At 59.4% G+C, this 17,572-nt stretch carries 13 protein-coding genes; 10 read left to right on the top strand and 3 right to left on the bottom strand.

The window, feature by feature from the left end; translation table 11 throughout:
* Positions 1-167 precede the first annotated feature (167 nt).
* From ACB033_RS02705 to ACB033_RS02680, 6 genes are all read left to right on the top strand, one after another.
* Positions 168-1,106, top strand: coding sequence for a restriction endonuclease (locus tag ACB033_RS02705; RefSeq protein WP_139431807.1), 939 nt, complete (start codon positions 168-170; stop codon positions 1,104-1,106).
* Positions 1,107-1,108: 2 nt separating this feature from the next.
* On the top strand, positions 1,109-4,642 hold the full coding sequence (gene hsdR, locus ACB033_RS02700; RefSeq protein WP_371140314.1) for a type I restriction-modification system endonuclease: 3,534 nt from the start codon (positions 1,109-1,111) through the stop codon (positions 4,640-4,642).
* Between the two features lie 100 nt (positions 4,643-4,742).
* A complete protein-coding gene (locus ACB033_RS02695; RefSeq protein WP_139725440.1) occupies positions 4,743-6,257 on the top strand; it encodes an N-6 DNA methylase in 1,515 nt (504 codons plus the stop codon).
* Positions 6,257-7,687 carry a restriction endonuclease subunit S gene (locus ACB033_RS02690; protein WP_371140313.1) on the top strand — a complete coding sequence of 477 codons (1,431 nt, stop codon included), beginning with the start codon at positions 6,257-6,259 and terminating at the stop codon, positions 7,685-7,687. The genes ACB033_RS02695 and ACB033_RS02690 overlap by 1 nt, the downstream gene beginning before the upstream one ends.
* Complete coding sequence (locus ACB033_RS02685; protein ID WP_139725442.1) at positions 7,684-8,040, top strand: 50S ribosome-binding protein YggL; 357 nt, start codon at positions 7,684-7,686, stop codon at positions 8,038-8,040. The genes ACB033_RS02690 and ACB033_RS02685 overlap by 4 nt, the downstream gene beginning before the upstream one ends.
* 120 nt (positions 8,041-8,160) lie before the next feature.
* Complete coding sequence (locus ACB033_RS02680) at positions 8,161-8,706, top strand: M949_RS01915 family surface polysaccharide biosynthesis protein (RefSeq protein ID WP_139725443.1); 546 nt, start codon at positions 8,161-8,163, stop codon at positions 8,704-8,706.
* Between the two features lie 83 nt (positions 8,707-8,789).
* Here the strand turns inward: ACB033_RS02680 and dsdC are convergent, their stop codons facing one another.
* Positions 8,790-9,758 (bottom strand): DNA-binding transcriptional regulator DsdC, encoded by a 969-nt coding sequence (dsdC, locus tag ACB033_RS02675; RefSeq protein ID WP_139725444.1) that lies wholly within the window; start codon positions 9,756-9,758, stop codon positions 8,790-8,792.
* Between the two features lie 357 nt (positions 9,759-10,115).
* On the opposite strand from dsdC, the gene ACB033_RS02670 reads away from it, so the two are divergent.
* From ACB033_RS02670 to ACB033_RS02660, 3 genes are all read left to right on the top strand, one after another.
* Complete coding sequence (locus ACB033_RS02670) at positions 10,116-11,447, top strand: D-serine ammonia-lyase (RefSeq protein WP_139725486.1); 1,332 nt, start codon at positions 10,116-10,118, stop codon at positions 11,445-11,447.
* A 334-nt stretch (positions 11,448-11,781) separates the two neighbouring features.
* Complete coding sequence (locus ACB033_RS02665; RefSeq protein WP_005298942.1) at positions 11,782-11,958, top strand: hypothetical protein; 177 nt, start codon at positions 11,782-11,784, stop codon at positions 11,956-11,958.
* A gap of 305 nt (positions 11,959-12,263) precedes the next feature.
* Positions 12,264-13,718, top strand: coding sequence for a SulP family inorganic anion transporter (locus tag ACB033_RS02660; RefSeq protein ID WP_371140312.1), 1,455 nt, complete (start codon positions 12,264-12,266; stop codon positions 13,716-13,718).
* Positions 13,719-13,794: 76 nt separating this feature from the next.
* Here the strand turns inward: ACB033_RS02660 and icd are convergent, their stop codons facing one another.
* Positions 13,795-15,048 (bottom strand): NADP-dependent isocitrate dehydrogenase, encoded by a 1,254-nt coding sequence (icd, locus tag ACB033_RS02655; RefSeq protein ID WP_005298939.1) that lies wholly within the window; start codon positions 15,046-15,048, stop codon positions 13,795-13,797.
* Between the two features lie 202 nt (positions 15,049-15,250).
* Entirely contained in the window at positions 15,251-16,126 is an 876-nt protein-coding gene (locus ACB033_RS02650; RefSeq protein WP_162519875.1) for an AraC family transcriptional regulator, read from the bottom strand.
* Between the two features lie 129 nt (positions 16,127-16,255).
* Between ACB033_RS02650 and manA the strand changes: the two genes are divergently transcribed.
* On the top strand, positions 16,256-17,455 hold the full coding sequence (gene manA / locus ACB033_RS02645; protein WP_139725447.1) for a mannose-6-phosphate isomerase, class I: 1,200 nt from the start codon (positions 16,256-16,258) through the stop codon (positions 17,453-17,455).
* Positions 17,456-17,572: the final 117 nt, after the last annotated feature.

Genomic DNA, 17,572 nt, shown 5'->3' with positions numbered 1-17,572 from the left:
TTTTTATTTGGGCTTTCTTTGCAGTGGGTCATTCAGCAAGCTTCGCGGCTCAAAGAGCATCTGCACAGTAGGGGGAAGCGAGATCTTTTGAGTCTTGGATCAACCTAATCAAGCGGATTTTGTGAGATTATTCAGCACAATACTGTTTCTGGATTTATCCATCATCCATGACCGACGCCATTCCCAGCTATGAACACATGATGCCTGCCGTGCTTTTTTCATTGAAAGACGGCAACAGCTATACGCTTCGACAAGTGTATGAAGCTGTATGTGCTCATTATGCTTTTACTCCTGAACAACTGGCTCATACCCTGCCAAGCGGGCAGCAAACCACGGTTCGCTCCCGGGTCGGCTGGGCCAAGACCTATCTGGTCAAGGCAGGGCTCATCGAGCAACCCAAGCGGGGCGTCTGCCTTATTACCGAACGGGGTAAGGCTGCTTTGGCATCGGGCCAGACCATCGACAACCACTATCTGGCTCAGTTCAAGGAGTTCGTGACCTTTACTCTGGCGTCCAGTGAAAGCACAGGTAAGCTGCCACAAGGCACAACCTATGCCGCGGACGAGCCACATAACGTGCAAGCCAGCACACCACAAGAACAAATTGAGCAAGCGCTAGCAGCCATCAATCAGTCCCTTGCCGATGACCTGCTGGCCGAGATCCTTGGTCTTTCGCCTCGCTTCTTTGAGCAGCTAGTGGTCGATCTGATGGTTGCCATGGGCTATGGCGGCAGCCAGCAGGATGCCGCCCGCACCACCCGTTACAGCAGTGATGGCGGCATCGACGGCATCATCAAGGAAGACCGGCTGGGGCTCGACTCTATCTACCTGCAGGCCAAGCGCTACACCGATAAAACCGTTGGGCGTCCCGAGATCCAGTCTTTCGCTGGCGCCCTGGATCTGCACAAAGCCCGCAAAGGGGTCTTTATTACCACCTCCAGCTTTAGCCGTGAGGCGCAGGAGTATGTCGGGCTAATTGAGAAACGTATCGTGCTGATCGACGGCGTACATCTGGCCGCCCTGATGATCGAATACGGCGTCGGCGTCACTATTCGCCAGACCCTCACCATCAAGACCCTGGATTCGGATTACTTTCTGGAAGATTGAACATGGACAAGAGCAATTTCGAGTTTCTCAAAGGCACCAACGACTTCCTCTATGCCATCGCCTGTGCCGCCGAGAACAACTATCCGGATGATCCCAATACCACCCTGGTGAAGATGCGGATCTTCGGTGAGGCGACCGCCAAGCATCTTGGTAAATTGTTAGGTCTGCCTGCGACAGAGAGTCAACTCGACCTGCTAAGAGAGCTCGGCAAGATCAGCTTTGTCGATGACTGCATCATGGGGGTATTTCATACCCTGCGTCGAACCGGCAACAAAGCGGTCCATGACTATCACAACGACCTTGATGATGCCGCCATGTCCTTGCGACTCGGTTTCCGCTTGGGGGTCTGGTACTACCGCCTGATCAGCAAACAGTATGATTTTGCCGCTCCCATTTTTGTGCTGCCGCAAGGGGAGCGCCACGACTATCACCAGGAGGTGATGGCGCTGAAGCAAGAGTTGGAGCAGCGCAGCCTGGCCCAGCAACAGACAGCAGCCGAGATCGCAGCCCAACAACAACAGCTGATAGCGCTCAATGGCTATATCGCCATCCTCGAAGGCAAGCAGCAAGAGACCGAGGCGCAAACGGCAGCGCGTATCGCTGCCCTGGAGGCCCAGCTGGCCGCCAGAGAGGCCGAGCTGGCGAAGCTGACTGCTACCGAACGCGCGCTCTACCTCCAACAGGTCAAGGAGTTTGCAGCGGCTCGTTCGCTCGATCTGAGCGAGAGCGAGAGTCGTTATTTGATCGATGCCCAACTGCGCAAGGCTGGCTGGGAGGCCGATACCCAAAACCTCAAATTCGCCAATGGCACCCGCCCGCAAGCGGGCCGCAATATGGCGATTGCCGAGTGGCCTACGGCTGAAGATGAAACGGGTAAACGGGGTTTTGCCGACTACGTGCTGTTCGCGGGGCTTGTTCCTGTCGGCATCATTGAAGCCAAAAAGGGCAACATCGATGTGGCAGGCAAGCTTACGGAGGCTTACCGCTACAGCAAATATTTCGATATGGCTCACCTCAAGGAGGAGCTCTATGCATCAGCCACCGACGCGCAGGCCCATGATCAGGTCACAGAGATGCATGCCAGCTACCTGCGCCAGTGGCATGAGCCCGGCAGCCTGGTAAGCTACAAAGTGCCATTCTGCTTCTCCGCCAATGGTCGCGAATATCGCGCCGCCATGAAGAGCAAGAGCGGCATCTGGTATAGGGATGTGCGTCATCCGGGCAATATGCCCAGAGCCCTGCCCGAGTGGCATCGCCCCGAAGAGCTGCTGGCCATGCTGGCGCGAGATCCCCAGCGCAACAACCTCTGGTTTGCCAGCCACAGCGATATGAGCGAACTGGGGTTGCGCTACTACCAGGAGGAGGCGGTACAAGCCGTTGAGCAGGCCATCATCGCCGGTCAGCAAGATATCCTGCTGGCGATGGCAACCGGTACGGGCAAAACCCGGACCGCCATTGCCCTGATGTTCCGCCTGATCCAGTCACAACGCTTCAACCGAATCCTGTTTCTGGTCGACAGAACCTCTCTCGGCAAACAGGCATTGGGCGCCTTTGAAGATACCCAGATAAGCGGCGATACCTTCAACGCCATCTTCAATATCCAGGGGCTGACGGACCGTTTCCCGGAAGATAACACCAAGATCCACGTCGCCACCGTTCAGTCACTGGTCAAGCGCACCCTGCAGAGCGATGAGGTTATGCCGGTTGGCCGCTACGACTGCATCATCATCGATGAAGCACACCGGGGTTACATTCTCGACAAGGAGCAGACCGAGGGCGAGATGGCCTTTCGCAACCAGCTCGACTACATCTCCGCCTACCGTCGCATCATCGACCATTTCGATGCGGTCAAGGTGGCGCTCACCGCGACCCCGGCGCTGCACACCATCGATATTTTCGGCGGGTCATCGCGCCAGCCGGTCTATCGCTACAGCTATCGCAAAGCGGTACTCGACGGCTATCTGGTGGATCAGGAGCCGCCCATTCGCATCATCACCCGCCGCAGCAAGGAGGGGGTCTACTTCGCCAAAGGGAGTCAGGTACACCGTCTGAGCAATCAGGGCGAGCTGATTGACGATACCCTCGAAGATGATCAGAACTTCGAGGTGGCCAACTTCAACCGCGAGCTGATCGCCTCCAACTTCAACCGGGTCGTCTGCGAGGAGCTGGTCAATCACCTCGACCCCACCGGCAATCAGAAGACCCTGATCTTCTGCGTCAACAACAACCATGCCGACAACGTGGTCGAGGAGCTGCGCACCGCCTTCAAAGCAAAATTTCCGGCGCTGGAACATGACGCCATCATCAAGATCACCGGCGATGCCGACAAGGACGCCAACAAGGTGCAATCGATGATCACCCGCTTCAACAAGGAGCGGCTGCCCAACATAGTGGTCACCGTCGACCTGCTCACCACAGGTATCGACATCCCCAGCATCTGCAATCTGGTCTTTATGCGCAAAGTGCGCAGCCGCATCCTCTATGAGCAGATGAAGGGGCGCGCGACCCGTCTCTGCCCCCAGGTGGGCAAGAGTGCGTTTCGCATCTTCGATGCCGTCGATCTCTACGCCACCCTGGAGCAGGTCGATACCATGCGCCCGGTGGTGGTGCGCCCTGACGTCCCCTTGCAGACTCTGGTCAACGAGATCACCGACTCGGAAACTTATCAGGTGAAAGAGGCCGATGGCCGCAGCTTTGCCGAGCACAGCCACGAGCAGTTGGTGGCCAAGCTGCAGCGCATCAGCAACCAGGCCAGCTACAACCGCGATCGCTCAAAAGAGGTGGCTGAACAGCTGGCACGCCTCGATGAACTCTGCCGCGAGTCGGCTGGCTGTGATTTCAACCAGCTGGGCCGAACCTTGCGCAGCAATGGCCCGCGCTGGTCTGCTGAGGTGTTCAACCAATTGCCGACCCTGATCCCGCGCCTCGAGCACCTCAAACGCACCATCAACGAGCTGCGGGATCTACCCATCTTCAGCGATATCGACGATGAAGTGATTGAAGTGAGCCGTGCCTATGGCGATCACGACAGTGCAGAGGATTTCCTCGATGCCTTCGACCAGCTGGTCAGCCGCTCCCAAAACGAGCAGGCCGCCATCGACGCCATCATCAACCGCCCGCGCGATCTCACCCGCAGCGCGCTGCTGCAACTGCAGGAGTGGTTCGACAAAGAGAACTACAACGATTCAACCCTGCGCGCCGCGTGGAAAGCAGCCAAGAATCAGGATATCGCCGCTCGCCTAGTCGGCCATATTCGCCGCGCCGCCATCGGCGACCCCCTGCAGCCATTCGAAGATCGGGTAGACAAGGCGCTGGCCCGCATCAAGGGTCAACACGACTGGAACAGCGAGCAGCTTATCTGGCTCGATCGGCTGGCCGACTCCATCAAGGAGAAGGTGGTGCTCGATGATGACACCTTCAAGGTGGGTAACTACCGCCGCCGGGGCGGCAAACCCAAGCTGATGCAGCTTTTTGATGACAAGCTCGATGAGCTGCTCGCCGAGTTCAGCCAACTGATCTGGGATAAACCCGCCTGAAACGGGTACAATCCTGCCCACTTTGGTGGTGCCTGAAAAAGGTTCCTCACTCACTCTTTACAAGGCGGCCTGCGGGCCGCCTGCTCAACGAGAAATACCGATGAACAACACCGATCTGGTCGCCAAGCTCTGGAAGCTGTGCGACAACCTGCGCGACGGCGGCGTCTCCTACCAGAACTATGTCAACGAACTCGCCTCCCTGCTGTTTCTCAAAATGTGCGAAGAGACCGGGCAAGAGGCAGATCTGCTGCCGGAGGGGTATCGCTGGCGCGATCTCAAGAGCAAGCTGGGGCAGGAGCAGCACCGCTTCTACCGCAACATGCTGGTTCAGCTCGGGGTTGACGATCACGCCATCGTTCGCGCCATCTTCCAGAACGTCAACACCACCATCACCCAGCCCGCCCAGCTTAGCGAGCTGGTCAGCAACATGGACAAGCTCGAGTGGTTCGACGGGGAAAAGGGCAAGAGCCGCGACGACTTCGGCGACATGTATGAAGGGCTGCTGCAGAAAAACGCCAACGAGACCAAGTCCGGCGCCGGTCAATATTTCACCCCACGCCCGCTCATCAACGCCATCGTGCAGGTGATGCAGCCCGCGCCCCGCGAAGTGATCCAGGATCCCGCCGCCGGGACGGCTGGCTTTCTGATCGAAGCCGACCGCTATATCAAGGCCCACAGCCGGGATCTCGATGATCTCGACGAGGCGGATCAGATTTTCCAGATGAAAAAGGCTTTCGTTGGCCTCGAGCTGGTGCCGGAAACCCGCCGTCTGGCCCTGATGAACTGCCTGCTGCACGATATCGAAGGGGATGACCAGCACGGTGCCATTCGCCTTGGCAACACCCTTGGCAAGGATGGTGAGACCCTGCCCAAGGCTCACCTTATCCTCTCCAACCCGCCCTTTGGCAGCGCTGCGGGCACCAATATCACCCGCACCTTTGTCCACCCCACCAGCAACAAGCAGTTCTGCTTTATTCAGCATATCTACGATGCCCTCGAACCCGGTGGCCGCGCCGCCGTGGTGATCCCCGATAACGTCCTGTTTGAAGGGGGCAAGGGCACCGAGATCCGCCGTGACCTGATGGACAAATGCAACCTGCACACCATACTGCGTCTACCCACCGGCATCTTCTATGCCCAGGGGGTCAAGACCAATGTGCTCTTCTTCCAAAAGGGCACCCCGGACAATCCGGCGCAAGACAAAGGCTGCACCAAGACGGTCTGGGTCTACGATATGCGCGCCAATATGCAGACCTTTGGCAAACGTACCCCCCTCACCCAGGCGCACTTTGCCCCCTTTATCGCCGCCTATGGCCTTGACAAGAACGGTCAGTCACCGCGCGTGGAGGGGGTCTGGCAGCAATTGGGCGAATTGCCGCAGGAATCCGTGCAGGCGCAGAGCCTGGAAACCGCCCGCTGGCGCAGCTTTAGCCGGGAGTGGATCCGCGATACCAAGGGGGATTCGCTGGATATCAGCTGGCTGAAGGATCAAAACAGCGTCGATGCGGCCGACTTGCCCGAGCCGCTGGAGCTGGCCAACGAGGCTAAAGCCGAGTTGGAAACCGCTTTGGCCGAGCTGCAGGATCTGGTTAAAGCCTTGGAGGGGATGGCGTGATGGCTGCCCAAGATTTCCCGATAGAATGGGTTTCTGCCCGCATTAGCGATATATCGGCTAAATGTGAGCAAAGAACCCCAGAAGAAATAGAAGAGTTTGTATATGTTGATATCGGTAGTATCGACAGAGTACTCAAAAAAATCGCAACGCCTCAGATGTTATACGGGCATGAGGCGCCTAGTCGAGCAAGAAAAGTAATAAATTCAGGTGATGTATTGGTGTCTCTAACCAGACCTAATCTTAATGCAGTCTCGCTTGTCCCTGACCAGTTAAATGGGCAGATAGCATCAACCGGTTTTGAAGTAATAAAACCGATTGGGGTAGATAGTCGCTTTATTTTTAACATTACCCGCTCACGTCATTTTATTGATTCTATCAGTGGTGCTGTTCAAGGAGCGCTTTATCCTGCGGCAAAATCATCTGATGTGCAAAACTATAAAATTCCATTGCCGTCAGCAGCAGAGCAAAAAGAGATAGCCGACCGGCTTGATATATTGCTGGCTCAGGTGGAGGCCACCCAAGCCCGTCTGGCCCGTATCCCGGATATTATCAAGCAATTCCGCCAATCCGTGCTTGCCGCTGCGGTGAGTGGCAAGCTGACAGAAGATTGGCGAGGAACATCTTCTATTGATATTTCTCATCCATCCATGTCGATTGGTTCTGAGTCAGAGTCAGCACCAAAAGGTTGGAAATGGGAGAAACTAACTAGACTAGCGATATTAGAGTCTGGTCATACTCCACGCAAATCAGTTCCGGAATATTGGGAAAATGGAGATGTATATTGGTTGAGTCTTCAGGATATTCGTGAAGCTAACGGAACAATAATTAAAAACACTAAATTCAAGCCCACAATGAAAGGCATCGAAAATTCAAGCGCCCGTTTACTTCCTGAAGGGACAGTTTGTTTCTGTCGTGATATCTCTGTCGGTTATGTAACGATCATGGGCAAGGAGATGTCTACGACTCAACACTTTGCAAACTGGATTTGTGGTGATGAGCTAAACAATAAATTTTTAATGTATTCATTTATGGCGGCTAAAGATCATTTATTAAACTCTGGGCAAGGTACAACCGTAAAAACAATTTACATGCCGGCATTAAAAGATCTCCGGATTTTGTTGCCTAAAGTGGAAGAACAAACCGAAATCGTCCGTCGGGTGGAACAGCTATTTGCCTATGCCGATAACCTCGAGCAGCAGGCCAAAGCCGCAAAGGCGCGGGTCGATAACCTGACCCAAGCCATTCTGGCCAAGGCGTTTCGCGGCGAGCTGACCGCCGACTGGCGCGCAGCCAACCCGCACCTGAGCAGTGGCGACAATAGCGCCGCCGCCCTGCTGGCCCGCATTCAAGCCGAGCGGGCCACTGCCAAGCCGCGCAAACGGGCATCCAAACCGGCTATCAGCCCCACATCATCAGGAGTCCCCCAATGACCCCAGCTCGCTCCAATAAGAATCGTTCCCGCCGCCTGCGCAAAAAACTCCATGTCGGCGAGTTTCAGGAATTCGGTTTTCAACTCATGTTTAGCCTGAAGCCTCAGCTGGTGAGTTTTGAAGAGGCGCTCGATCGCTGGCTTGAGTTTATCGAGTCGCAAGGCTGGGGCTTTGGCGGAGGTGGTACTCTCTCTGTACACGAGATCAGTGGCTACCTCTGCCAGTTTGCCAGAGGCTCCCTGACTGAGGCCGATCGGGAACAGGCGGCTTGTTGGTTGGCCAGCCAGCCCTGGGTTGCCACCCACCAGCTCGAGCCTCTGAGCGATGCCTGGTACGGCCCCTGGCCAGAGTGATCGAGCTATCGGTTGAGTCTGCCTCCAGGCTCAACCTTTCCCTCATCCTGCGGATTTTATTAGCTTCGCCTGACGCCGCTCTTTTCAAGAACCATCACGACCTAAAGGGGATAAGTGGCCATGAAATGGATAGTCCTTGCCGGGTTGCTTGGCGCAGCACCGGCTTATAGCAGCGAACAGCTATACAAGGCGTTGTGGCGTGATAGCAAGGGCAAGCATGAGGTCACGCTGTCGGTCGATGAGATCCCGGCTACGGAGAAAGACAGTCGCTCTCTGGCTATTACCGGATTGGGCACCCTGAACGGTGAGCAGGAGTGGGTCCTGTATGACAGCGTCACCAACTGCAACCTCGATATATTCATCCATATCAACCCTGCCGGATTTGAGGTCGTCGAGCTCACCGGCAAGGGGGATTATTATCTGCTGCTCTCTTATTCAATGGCCTGTCGCGGTGGGCTCGATCCCGGTGATGTGAAATATTTTGCTTACCGAGATGGCAAAAAGTTTGCCCTGCGTGGTGTTGAACACTTTGTCGCTGATGGCAAACCTCTTTACCCAGAGGGCAAGCCTGATCCTGTTGCAGGAACAAATCTTAAAAAACACCCAGAACTCTACCGCTACATGATGAAGAAATGGCCTGAGCTTTCCACCGTTGTGATCCAGTGACAGGCGCGATTTCCCAACCATCAGCTTGAACAGAAAAAGGGCCACTTCCCAAGAGGTGGCCCTTTCTATTTGCCAGCCCTTATCTACAAAACCGGCGCCCTCTCCCCCGCCTGCTGGCAGGCCCAGTCGATAAAGGCTTGCGCCTTGGGGTTCTGGCAATTGGGCAGGGTGGCGATGTAGTAGCGCTGGGCGCAGCGCACCGCCATCTCCGGGAAGGGGGCCACCAGCTCGCGCCGTGCCAGCCGCTGGCTCACCAGGTTCTGGCGTCCCATGGCCACCCCGGCGTGGTTCATGGCGGCGATGATGGCGAGATCGGAGCGATCAAACCCCATGCTGCCCCTGCATGCCGAAAGCGACACGCCGGACTGCTCGGCCCAGCTGGACCACTCATCATCGTTGGAATCCTGGCTCCAGGCTTGCCGATCGTGCAGCAGGCGGCAGTGTGCCAGGTTGGCCGGGTTGCCTAGCAGCCCGTGCTGTTCGGCATACTCGGGGCTGCACACCGGCACCATGTACTCGTCCATCAACGGGTGGATGGCGAGCCGCGCAGGCGTCTTGTCGTCGAAGCAGAGGGCGAGATCGATGCCGTAACCATGCAGGTTGATGTTCTCGTTGCCGGTCATGACGTTGAGCTCGATTTGGGGATGCAGACGGGCGAAATCCGCCAGCCGTGGCACCAGCCAGCACTGGGCGATGGAGGGTCGTGAGAAGACGGTCAGGGGGCCCGACAGCTCCTGATGACGGATCTCCAGGATCTCCTGGTTGATGAACTCCAGCGATGACTTGAGCGCCCAGAACACCCGCTGCCCGTCTGCCGTCAGCGCCACCTTGCGGTGAAAGCGCTGGAACAGCTTGAAGCCAAGATCCTCCTCCAGGGCGCTTATCCGGTGGCTCACCGCACTCGGGCTGAGCGCCAGCTCGTCGGCCGCCAGCGCAAAGGAGCCGTGTCTGGCTGCCGCCTCGAAGGTGTGCAGCCTGGCCAGCTGATAGCCGTTGAGCAGCTTGTTGCCCGCGATACGGCTTCTCGCCACCTGATGATCCTGCTTATACATGACGCCCCCATTGCCCCCTTCAACACATGCGCCGATGATACCGAAAAAGCGTCCCCTTGCATCAGCTCACACCACCCAATATCACCATCAGGTCAACAATGTGATGAATGCAGCACCCTTGCATCAATCCAGCTCATCCAAGACGCTCATTTCATCATTTGTCACGGCCACCTCGTTGGCATTGAATAACGCCAGCCTTATTCCCATGCCGGGGTGCGCCATGAGCGCCTCAACAGGGCTCGGCGCCCCCGGCCGACAGCCATCATGGACCCCATGGCTCTGTGCCAGGTTTGCCACGGTGGGCGCAACCCTGCTGGCACCTGCATGCCCGAGTTCAATGACGAAGCCGAGAACACCATGAAAAACATCGCCGTATCACAACTCACCCAGCAGTTTCCGCTGCTGCAATCCCTGATCGCGCTGGAACCGGTCAGCTGGTTCAACCCCAAGGCCACCACCCTAGTGGAAGGTCTTCCCTATGTGGGGCTGGATGGCTGCGATGTGGCGGATGCCTCCGCCCGCCTGGCCCGCTTCGCCCCCTACCTGTGCGAAGCCTTCCCCGAGACCCGCGCCAGCAAGGGCATTCTGGAGTCCGAGATAGCCGCCATTCCCGCGATGCAGGCCACTCTCAACCAGCGTTACGGCGTTGAGGTCAGCGGTCGATTGCTGCTCAAAAAAGACAGCCATCTGCCCATCTCCGGCTCCATCAAGGCGCGCGGCGGCATCTACGAGGTGCTGGCCCATGCCGAGCAGCTGGCGATCAAGGCCGGCCTGCTCTGCGAAGAGGACGACTATCGCAAGCTGTTCACGGACGAGTTCCGCCAGTTCTTCAGCCAATACAGCATCGCGGTAGGCTCCACCGGCAACCTCGGCATGTCCATCGGCATCATGAGCGCCCGCCTCGGCTTTCGCGTCACCGTCCACATGTCGGCCGATGCGCGGGAGTGGAAGAAGCTCAAGTTGCGCGAACATGGCGCCATCGTGGTGGAATACGCCGAGGATTACGGGGTGGCGGTGGAGCAGGGCCGCAAGGAGGCCGAACGCAACCCCAACTGTTTCTTCATCGACGACGAGAACTCCCGCACCCTGTTCCTCGGCTACGCGGTGGCCGGTGAGCGGGTGAAAAAGCAGTTTGATGACATGGGGATTGTGGTGGATGCCGACCATCCGCTGTTTGTCTACCTGCCCTGCGGTGTCGGTGGCGGCCCAGGCGGGGTGGCCTTTGGTCTCAAGCTCGCGTTCGGGGACAACGTCCACTGCCTGTTCGCCGAGCCGACCCACTCCCCCTGCATGCTGCTCGGGGTGCACACCGCCTTGCACGATGCCATTGCGGTGCAAGACCTTGGCATCGACAACCTCACTGCGGCCGACGGCCTCGCCGTAGGGCGCGCCTCCGGTTTTGTCGGCCGCGCCATGGAGCGGCTGCTGGCAGGTTTCTACACCCTGAGCGATCAGGAGATGTACGACCTGCTGGGACTGCTGGCGCGCGATGAGCAGATCAAGCTGGAACCCTCGGCGCTGGCCGGCATGGCAGGCCCGTGGCGCGTCGCGGCCGACCTTGAGTGGCAAACTGGTCAAGGGCTGGATGCCGCCAAGATGGCCAGCGCTACCCACCTGGTGTGGGCCACCGGCGGCGGCATGGTGCCCGCCGAGGAGATGGAAAAGTACCTGGCCAGCGCCCGCCTCTGATCTTTTTTTCAGCCATAAAACCCGCCAGACTGGCGGGTTTTTCTCGTGTGAGATCAGCAAGATGGCGTGCATGCTTAGGTGTATCGAATGTAGACGGCCAGACAGCTGGACACCCTGAATTGCTGACAATCCCCCCAAGCTGGTTATTTTGTGATACGATAGTGACCGTTTTTTGACATCTGCACCCACGTTGGCGCCCTGTTCGGGCGAGATCGCGACCCAATCCGTCGATCACAACCATCACGGGCATGCAGAAAAACCGTGGCCTGATGGCCCCGTCCGGCACGAAGCCTGACGGCGGTCAGCAAGACACACGAGATAAGGAGATCGGGCAATGAAACAATATCAAAGCTGGCTGGGACAATATCTGATGAGTCGCCGCGATGGGGACCACGCCATGGCATCCGAACTCGCCAGCTCCATCTGCGAGTTCTGGCAGACCCAGGGGGACGAGGCCGAGCAGGACAAATGGCAGCAGATCTACCAGCACCATCTGGAACGAACCACCTAATCATCCGAATCCTTGCCTTGCAGCCCCAAACTGCAAGGCTCTCTTTTATCCAGCCCCTTCCTCCCCTAGCCTCCTTTGTGCTCTCGCCATGACAGCGCAGATCTGCCTGCCTGCTTCATATCGTTGCCCGCATCCTTTCAATAGGTTACCGCGCAAGGCCACCTGCCATGCACAATTCGGCGTCACATCGGCCCGTACGCGCCTTGCCCCTGCCCCTCCCCTTTGTTAGAGTCGCGCGCCGCGCGGCCACCGCGCCCATAACGACAACGCGCGCCCAGAGCGCCAGCAACGAGCGAGAACAATCCATGCGTGAGCGCATCAGACAAGAGTGGTTTGGCAACGTCAGGGGGGATCTGCTGTCGGGCACGGTCGTGGCCCTGGCCCTGATCCCGGAGGCCATCGCCTTCTCCATCATCGCCGGCGTCGATCCCAAGGTGGGGCTCTACGCCTCCTTCTGCATCGCCGTCATCATCGCCTTCACCGGCGGTCGCCCGGCCATGATCTCCGCCGCCACCGGCGCCATGGCCCTGCTGATGGTGACCCTGGTACGCGAGCACGGCCTGCAATACCTGATGGCCGCCACCCTGCTCACCGGCCTGCTGCAGATCCTGGCCGGCTACCTGCGCCTCGGCGCCCTGATGCGCTTCGTCTCGCGCTCGGTGGTGACCGGCTTTGTCAACGCTCTGGCCATCCTCATCTTCATGGCCCAGTTGCCGGAGCTGACCAACGTCAGCTGGCAGGTCTACGCCATGACCGCAGCCGGGCTTGGCATCATCTACCTGTTCCCGCGCCTGCCACGCATCGGCACTTTGCTCCCCTCGCCGCTGCTGTGCATCGTGCTGCTCACCGCGGTGAGCGTCGGCCTCGGCCTCGAGGTGCGCACGGTCGGCGACATGGGCGCCCTGCCGGATACCCTGCCGGTCTTCATGTGGCCCGACGTGCCCCTCAATCTCGAGACCCTGGCCATCATCTTCCCCTACTCCGCCGCCCTGGCCGTGGTGGGGCTGCTCGAATCCCTGATGACCGCCGCCATCGTCGACGAGATGACCGGCACCCGCAGCGATCGCCACCGCGAGTGCAAGGGCCAGGGGCTGGCCAACATCGCCGCCGGCCTGATGGGCGGCATGGCGGGCTGCGCCATGATCGGCCAGTCGGTCATCAACGTGAAATCCGGTGGCCGCGGCCGCCTCTCCACCCTGGTGGCGGGGGCCCTGCTCATCGTCATGGTGGTGTTCCTAGACGAGTGGATCCGCCAGATCCCCATGGCCGCCCTGGTGGCGGTGATGATCATGGTATCCATCGGCACCTTCTCCTGGGGCTCAGTGCTGCGCATGCACAAGACGCCGCTGGCCACCAACCTGGTAATGCTGAGCACGGTGGCCGTGGTGGTAGTGACCCACAACCTGGCCCTCGGGGTGCTGACCGGGGTGCTGCTGGCCTGCCTCTTCTTCGCCCACAAGGTGGCGCGTACTCTGCTGGTGCACAGCGACAGCGAGCGCCACGGCGCCACCCGCACCTACCGGGTGCACGGCCAGGTCTTCTTCGCCAGCACCGAGCAGTTCTGCGCCGGCTTTGATACCGGCGAATCCCTTGAGCGGGTGGTGATCGACTTAAGTAACGCCCACTTCTGGGATCTCAGCGCCGCCGAGGCCCTGACCACGGTGCGCCGCCGCTTCGAGGCTGCCGGCACCGAAGTGCAGCTGACAGGCGTGAGCGACGCCAGCGCCGCCCTGCTCGGCCGCTTCGCCCCGGCGACCTGACCGAGCGCCGCTTTGGCGCCAGGCGCCCATAAAAAAGGCCAGCCCCCTGGGGCTGGCCTTTTGCATCTCTACAGACTTACATCTGGTCGACCATGTCCTGGGCGAACTGGGAGCAGGAGCGCAGGGTGGCGCCTTCCATCAGACGCTCGAAGTCATAGGTGACGGTCTTGTTGCGGATCGCCGCTTCCATCCCCTTGATGATGAGGTCGGCCGCCTCAACCCAGCCCATGTGGCGCAGCATCATCTCGGCGGAGAGGATGAGGGAGCCTGGGTTGACCTTGTCCTGACCTGCGTATTTCGGCGCGGTGCCGTGAGTTGCTTCGAACAGGGCGACGCCGTCGCCGATGTTGGCACCCGGCGCGATGCCGATGCCGCCCACCTGAGCCGCCAGCGCGTCGGAGATGTAGTCGCCGTTCAAGTTCATGCAGGCGATGACGTCATACTCGGCCGGACGCAACAGGATCTGTTGCAGGAAGGCGTCGGCGATGACGTCCTTGACGACGATGGTCTTGCCGGTTTTCGGGTTCTTGAAGGAGCACCAGGGGCCGCCGTCGATGAGCTGGGCGTCGTACTCTTTCTGGGCCAGGGCGTAGCCCCAATCCTTGAAGGCACCTTCGGTGAACTTCATGATGTTGCCCTTGTGCACCAGGGTCACGGAGTCGCGATCGTTGTCGATGGCATACTCGATGGCGGCACGGACCAGACGCTCGGTACCGGCCTTGGACATGGGCTTGATGCCGATACCGCAGGTCTCGGGGAAGCGAATTTTCTTCACGCCCATCTCGTTTTGCAGGAAGGAAATCACCTTCTTGGCTTCGTCGCTGTCGGCTTTCCACTCGATGCCAGCGTAGATGTCTTCGGCGTTCTCGCGGAAGATCACCATGTCGGTCAGATCCGGGCGCTTGACCGGGCTCGGGGTGCCCTCGTAGTAACGGACCGGGCGCAGGCAGATGTAGAGATCCAGCTCCTGACGCAGGGCCACGTTGAGGGAGCGAATACCGCCACCGACCGGGGTGGTCAGCGGGCCCTTGATGGCCACGCAGTATTCACGAATGAAATCCAGGGTTTCGGCCGGCAGCCAGGCACCTTCGCCATAGACATGAGTCGATTTCTCGCCGGTGTAGATCTCCATCCAGGCGATCTTGCGCTCGCCTTTGTAGGCTTTCTCGACCGCGGCATTCACCACATTCAACATGGCCGGGGTCACGTCCACGCCGATGCCATCCCCTTCGATAAACGGAATGATCGGATGGTTGGGAACCTGCAGCTTGCCGTTGGCATCGACTGTGATTTTCTGGCCCTGGGTCGGGATAACTACTTTGCTTTCCATCGGCATCTCCTAACTTCCGTTTGTTATCAATCTGTAAGTTGCGCGCGGCCATCTTAAGCCCATCCATTGGCAGAATCAAATGGCGAGCACGCATGTCAGACCATAGTCGCGCACTGGATCACAATGCGTCCATTCAGCCGGCTCCGGATCCGAAGCAGCCCCGCCGGCGCCTGAGCTGGGCAGGCTCCGGCGGCATCCCTGTTTATCCCGCCAGCCCCTCGGCCTGCCCCTGCGGCTGGCTGAGTGCCCGGTACTGGGAGGGGGTCAAGCCGGTCTTCTGCTTGAACACCCGGCAAAAATAGTTCACATCGCTGTAACCACAGCGGCTGGCCACCTCTTCGAGGCGAAAGCGGTATTTCTTGAGCATGAACTTGGCCCGATCGATGCGCACCCAGCTGATGTAATCGGCCAGGCGCATGTGCCCCTGCTCGCGAAACAGGTGCGACAAATGGCTGGCCGAGATGTTGAAGCGATGAGCGATCGAATCCCGGCTGATGGGGCGGTGAAAGTTCTCCTGGATATAGATGCAGATCCCGTGAAACAGCTCGGCCCCCCGCGGCCGCTCGAAGGTGGACTCGGCCAGCAGCTGGCGCACGCTGGTGAGCAGCGCCTGCAGCAGATGATTGTCGGTGGGGGAGCGCGCGGGATCCTCGGTCAGCACGTTCAGTGCCGCCAGTATGTGTTCGTTCACATGGCCGGCCCGGGCCATGATGCTGTGCTTTTGCACGTCAAAGAAATCGGGGTCTTCCCGCCGCTTGCTCACCAGACTGAAACCGAGCTGACGCTTGCCGAACAGCAGGCTCAGCACCGAGCAGTCGGTGGTCCAGAGCGGCTTGTTCCAGCCGTTGGGGGGGATGTAGAGCGCCTGCCCCGGGGCGATGCAGATCTCCTGGCAGCCCTGCTCCCTGTCCCAGATCTGGTTGCGGTACTCGCCGCTGAACACCAGCTCGAGGCGGGGAAAGTTGACCTGATAGCTGAAACCGGGCGGCACCCCCTGATCCTGGGCAAACCAGATCTGGTCGAAGGGGGCCTGCTCGTGGAGGGCGCCATCGAGCAACTGGCTGAAGACAAGAGACATGCTGATCCTGATCAAGAGAGAGGCAAGCGGTTGCGGTGCCCGCGACCGCCCATGTTATAGTCCGGTCCACGGCAGCAATGCCACCCTTTTCTGCACCCGATTTTCTGCACACCAAATGAGGCATCCCTTATGAGCAGTCGCGATCTGCCCTCTTTTTTGTCAATGCAAAATCCGATTCAAGGCTACGACTGGGGCAGCCATGACGCCCTCACCACCCTGTTCGGCATCCCCAATCCGGCGGGCAAACCCCAGGCCGAGCTGTGGATGGGTGCCCACCCCAACGGCTGCTCCGAGGTAGTGCTGGCCGGGCAGACGCAAAAGCTCTCGACCCTGATAGAGCGCGCCCCCGCCGCCGTGCTGGGTGAAGCCACCCAGGCCCGCTTCGGCAGCCTGCCGTTCCTGTTCAAGGTGCTGTGCGCCGAGAAGGCCCTCTCCATTCAGGTGCACCCGAGCAAGGCGCAGGCCGAAGCGGGCTTTGCCAAGGAAGAGGCCGCCGGCATCTCGCCCAAGGCCGCCAATCGCAACTACAAGGATCCCAACCACAAGCCCGAGCTGGTGTTTGCCCTCACCCCCTATCAGGCGATGAACGGCTTTCGCGCCATCCCGGCCATCCTGGCGCTGTTCGAGCGGGTCAAGCTGCCCGCCCTTGCCGAGCTGGTTGCCGCCCTCGCCGCCAGCCAGAATGAAGCGGGCCTGCAGCACTTCTTCCACCAGCTGCTGGTGCTGGAAGGGGCGCGCAAGGAGGAGGCTCTGGCGGGCCTGCTGGCCTTTGCCGCCAAGCATCAGGATGAAGAGACCTTTGCGCTGATCACCAGCCTGGCCGCCCAGTACCCGGGGGATGTGGGGCTGTTCTCGCCGCTCTTGCTCAACGTGGTGACCCTGCAGCCCGGTCAGGCGATGTATCTGGACGCCTGTACCCCGCACGCCTATGTGCGCGGCACTGGCCTCGAGATCATGGCCAACTCCGACAACGTGCTGCGCGCCGGACTCACTCCCAAGTACATAGACGTGGCCGAGCTGTTGGCCTGCACCCGCTGCCTGCCCAAGCCGGACGACCAGATCCTGCTTGCCCCCCGCCTGGAAGGGGCGGTGCAGCACTTCGAGGTGCCGGTGCCGGACTTCACCTTCAGCGTCTACCCGGCGGGCGAGCACCAGCTCAACACCGCCAGCGCCGAGATCCTGTTTGCCATCGATGAGGCCGTGATCCTCAAGCGCGGTGACGACACCCTGCGTCTCGAGAAGGGTCAATCCGCCTTCATCCCGGCCGCCACCGGCCGCTACCAGCTGCTGGCCGAAGGCCGGGTCGCCCGCGCCGGCAACCGCTGCTAAGCCGGTTCAAATCGAGCCATGACAACAAGGGCCATCCAGGATGGCCCTTGTTGTTGGCAGTGACCGCCACTGTCCACTTCCGCCTTTGCCGACTAATTTCTTGATGTGCGGCATAAA

This window comes from Aeromonas sp. S15(2024) (assembly GCF_041402265.1).
In the GTDB taxonomy this organism is placed as follows: domain Bacteria; phylum Pseudomonadota; class Gammaproteobacteria; order Enterobacterales; family Aeromonadaceae; genus Aeromonas; species Aeromonas dhakensis.
This window is presented reverse-complemented; position numbering and strand designations above follow the sequence as displayed.

Coding starts and splice junctions, on each gene's coding strand:
- ACB033_RS02705 (WP_139431807.1), top strand. CDS start 168: ATGACCGACGCCATTCCCAGCTATGAACACATGATGCCTGCCGTGCTT.
- hsdR (WP_371140314.1), top strand. CDS start 1,109: ATGGACAAGAGCAATTTCGAGTTTCTCAAAGGCACCAACGACTTCCTC.
- ACB033_RS02695 (WP_139725440.1), top strand. CDS start 4,743: ATGAACAACACCGATCTGGTCGCCAAGCTCTGGAAGCTGTGCGACAAC.
- ACB033_RS02690 (WP_371140313.1), top strand. CDS start 6,257: ATGGCTGCCCAAGATTTCCCGATAGAATGGGTTTCTGCCCGCATTAGC.
- ACB033_RS02685 (WP_139725442.1), top strand. CDS start 7,684: ATGACCCCAGCTCGCTCCAATAAGAATCGTTCCCGCCGCCTGCGCAAA.
- ACB033_RS02680 (WP_139725443.1), top strand. CDS start 8,161: ATGAAATGGATAGTCCTTGCCGGGTTGCTTGGCGCAGCACCGGCTTAT.
- dsdC (WP_139725444.1), bottom strand. CDS start 9,758: ATGTATAAGCAGGATCATCAGGTGGCGAGAAGCCGTATCGCGGGCAAC.
- ACB033_RS02670 (WP_139725486.1), top strand. CDS start 10,116: ATGAAAAACATCGCCGTATCACAACTCACCCAGCAGTTTCCGCTGCTG.
- ACB033_RS02665 (WP_005298942.1), top strand. CDS start 11,782: ATGAAACAATATCAAAGCTGGCTGGGACAATATCTGATGAGTCGCCGC.
- ACB033_RS02660 (WP_371140312.1), top strand. CDS start 12,264: ATGCGTGAGCGCATCAGACAAGAGTGGTTTGGCAACGTCAGGGGGGAT.
- icd (WP_005298939.1), bottom strand. CDS start 15,048: ATGGAAAGCAAAGTAGTTATCCCGACCCAGGGCCAGAAAATCACAGTC.
- ACB033_RS02650 (WP_162519875.1), bottom strand. CDS start 16,126: ATGTCTCTTGTCTTCAGCCAGTTGCTCGATGGCGCCCTCCACGAGCAG.
- manA (WP_139725447.1), top strand. CDS start 16,256: ATGAGCAGTCGCGATCTGCCCTCTTTTTTGTCAATGCAAAATCCGATT.